This is a genomic window from Bradyrhizobium sp. SHOUNA76, assembly GCF_023006445.1.
Taxonomy (GTDB): Bacteria; Pseudomonadota; Alphaproteobacteria; order Rhizobiales; family Xanthobacteraceae; genus Bradyrhizobium.
The window spans coordinates 1-2,882 of the sequence record NZ_JALBHA010000657.1 but is presented as its reverse complement, the minus strand read 5'-3'; the positions used below and the strand labels follow the sequence as shown (position 1 = coordinate 2,882).

Annotated in this window: 4 protein-coding genes; 1 reads left to right on the top strand and 3 read right to left on the bottom strand. The window is 66.7% G+C overall.

Going from position 1 to position 2,882, the window contains the following annotated elements; translation table 11 throughout:
- Together MOV74_RS35165 and MOV74_RS35160 are read right to left on the bottom strand one after the other, a co-directional pair.
- Positions 1-1,144, bottom strand: a 1,144-nt coding sequence (locus MOV74_RS35165; RefSeq protein ID WP_246931693.1) for a hypothetical protein, incomplete at its 3' end; no start/stop codon positions are given.
- Positions 1,145-1,263: 119 nt separating this feature from the next.
- The gene (locus tag MOV74_RS35160; protein ID WP_212088922.1) at positions 1,264-1,869 is read right to left on the bottom strand and encodes a DUF1134 domain-containing protein; all 606 of its coding nucleotides are present in this window, start codon (positions 1,867-1,869) and stop codon (positions 1,264-1,266) included.
- A gap of 140 nt (positions 1,870-2,009) precedes the next feature.
- Here MOV74_RS35160 and MOV74_RS35155 point away from each other — a divergent pair, with 140 nt between their 5' ends.
- Positions 2,010-2,495, top strand: a complete 486-nt coding sequence (locus MOV74_RS35155) for a YHS domain-containing (seleno)protein (RefSeq protein ID WP_246931691.1) — start codon at positions 2,010-2,012, stop codon at positions 2,493-2,495.
- 12 nt (positions 2,496-2,507) lie between these two features.
- Here the strand turns inward: MOV74_RS35155 and MOV74_RS35150 are convergent.
- The coding region (locus tag MOV74_RS35150; RefSeq protein ID WP_309486866.1) for an inositol monophosphatase family protein at positions 2,508-2,882 on the bottom strand (375 nt) is incomplete at its 5' end.

Sequence of the window (2,882 nt, the reverse complement as noted above, 5' to 3'; positions counted from 1 at the left end):
CCTCGGCCGCCAGCAGCGCCTCGATCGGCGAGTTGGGCCCTTCGAGCTGCATCGCGAGTTTGGCCACCTCGGCGGCGATGTCGTTGATGCGCTCGCGCAGCAGCGCGTTCTCCATGCGCTCGGTCGCCCAGGAGCTCTCGGCCTGCTGCTGGATCGCGTTGATGTCGCGCTGGAGCTTGGCGCGCTCGTCGCGGGCGGTGCGCAGCTGCTCCTCCAGCGCGGTCTTTTCCGCGCGCAGCGCTTCCATGGCCGCGGAGGATTTGCCGCCGCTGAGGCCCGCGATCTCGACGCGCAGCTCCTTGACGGTGCGCTCGTTGGTCTCATTGGCCTGGCGCAGCTGGTTGTTCTCATAGTCGCGCTCGGCGAGCAGCTTGCCTTGCGTGGCGAGGCGGCCTTCGAGGTCGGCGACGCGGCCGGACAGCATCTCGGCTTCCTTCACCTGTCCGATCAGCTGGCGATCGAGCTCGGTGACGCGCTGGCTCAGATTCTCGACCCGGCCGCGGGCATCGCCGAGCTCGCGCGAGGCGGTCTCCGATTCCAGCCGCTCCTGCGCGAGCCGCGCCTGCGTCGCCGCGAACTCCTTCTCGGCATCGCCGACGCGGTTCTTCAATTCCTCGATCTGCGTGCGTACGGCGACCAGTTCGACCTGGCGGCTCTCCGCCATCATCGAGCGGTCGGACAGTTCGGAATTGATCTTGGCCAGCTCGCCCTGCTTGTCGGTCAGTGCATTCTCGGCGGCGCGCAGGGCTTCGGTCTTGGTGTTGAATTCCTCCTCGGTGGCGCGGAGCTGCTCCTTCACAGCCTTCTCGCGCGCCTCCAGCGCGAAGATCGTGGCGTTCTTCTCGCCGAGCTCGATCTTCATGCGGTTGATGGCGTCGCTCTTCTTGCCGAGCTCGGCGAGCTGGCTCGTGGTCTTGTTCTTGAGCTGCTCGACGCTCATCTCGAGCCGGCGCGCCGACATGGCGAATTCGGCGCGGAGCTGGTCCTTGTCGGCCTGGATCTCCGCCATCGACAGCGGCGTTGCGGCCTCAAGCCGGCGCGTGGTCAGGCGCACGGCGCGGTTATGCACCAGCGGCACGATCGCGAGCCCGAACAACATCGAGAGCAGGAAACCGATCGCCAGGTACATGATCGGTTCGACCATGGGCCAGAACTCCCAAGCTTAAGGAAAAATTCACCAACGACCATGCCATGGCGGGCCGGCAAAAAGCCAGCCCCGGTCTGTCGTTAACCTTGATCCGTAGCCCGGATGGGAGAAGCGGCCTAGAACGGGTTCCAGGTCGCACGCGGCGTGTATTTGAGATAGCCGATATTGGCGCCCAGCCGCAGGCCGAGCCCGGAGCGGATCGGTACCAGCACGATGTTGTTGGCGGTGAGCGCGGTCATGCCGAAGCCGCCGATGATGTAGGCCGAGCCGTCGAGGCCGGCGAAGCGCTGGTAGATCGCGTTGGTGGCGGGCAGATTGTAGACCAGCGTCATGGTGCGCGCGCCGTCGCCGCCCCAGTCGAAGCCGAGCGAGGGGCCCTGCCAATAGACCCTGAGATCCCCGGCGTTCTTGGTGTAGAGCGTGCCTTCGCCGTAGCGCAGGCCGGCGACGAAGGCGCCGGAACCTTCCTCACCCAGGATATAGCCGTTGGGCAGACCCCATTGGCTGATCGCCTTCTCGATGATCGAGGCGAGCCCGCGCGAGACGTTGCCGAAGAAGCGGTGACCGGCGCCGACGAGTTCGTCCGGCCCGTAGGTGCTGGGCGTCGGGGTCCGCTGCGGCGGCGGCAAATTGGGCGGCGGCGCCTGCTGGGCGGAGGCCGGCACGATCCAGCCCACCATCGCGACGAGCGCGAGCGCAGCAAGGCGTGATGCGAAAGTCATAAAAGAACCCCTGGTACCGAAACCCGTCGCTTCCTTAACCTGACGCCAACAGGCGCGGCCCTAGGGTTGCGCCGGATGTCCCCTCGACTCGGATGTTATCCGCAGCAACTATGACGGCACAACGGCAGGAAGATAGCCCTTTGCGCCCCGGAATTGCCTTGATCGGCCTCCTCGTCTGCCTGCTCTCGGGCATAGGGATCACCGGCTCGGGGTTGCCGGCCGAGGCGGCCACGACCGAGCGGGTCGTCGTCAACCGCTTCACCGGCGTTGCCATCGAGGGCTTCGATCCCGTCGCTTATTTCGTGGACGAGAGAGCCGTGCAGGGGACGGCCGAGTTCGAGGCCAACCTCTGGGGCGCGGTCTGGCGCTTCCGCAACGAGGGTAACCGCGCCTCCTTCCTGGCCCATCCCGAAATCTATGGGCCGCAATTCGGCGGCTACGATCCCGCTGATATCGCCCGCGGCGTCACCATTGCCGGCAATCCCCGTTTCTTCGCGATCGTGGCGCAGCGGCTGTACCTGTTCAGCCGGGAAACCAATCGTGACGCCTTCGCCGCCGACCCCGAGCGGTTCCTCTATGAGGTAGGCAAGCGCTGGCCGGCGCTATGGGAACAGCTCAGTCAGTAGCAGCCTACCGCCTCAGGGTTCTGCCTGTGGGTCGCCCCAGGCGATGAAATCCGGGATGATGAAGCCGGTGTCGCTGCGCTGGCCGAACTTGAGCTCGCCGCCTTTGCCGTCGGTCACCCTGCCGCCGGCCGCCGTCACGACCGCCGAGCCGGCTCCGACGTCCCATTCACAGGTGGGCCCGAAGCGGGGGTAGATGTCGGCGCTGCCTTCCGCGATCCGGCCGAATTTCACGGCCGAGCCGACGGTCCGTCTCACCGCATTGGGCCTGTTGTCGATGAACGCCTCGCTCCTGGGATCGCCGTGCGAGCGGCTCACCGCCGCGATCCAGGGCTCTCCCCGGGCCGGCAGCTTGCGGGTGTGGATCGGCTCGGCCGTGCCCACGGTCTC

What these genes read in the sequence shown, in the direction of transcription:
- MOV74_RS35160 (WP_212088922.1), bottom strand. Translation starts at nt 1,869, where the DNA reads ATGACTTTCGCATCACGCCTTGCTGCGCTCGCGCTCGTCGCGATGGTG.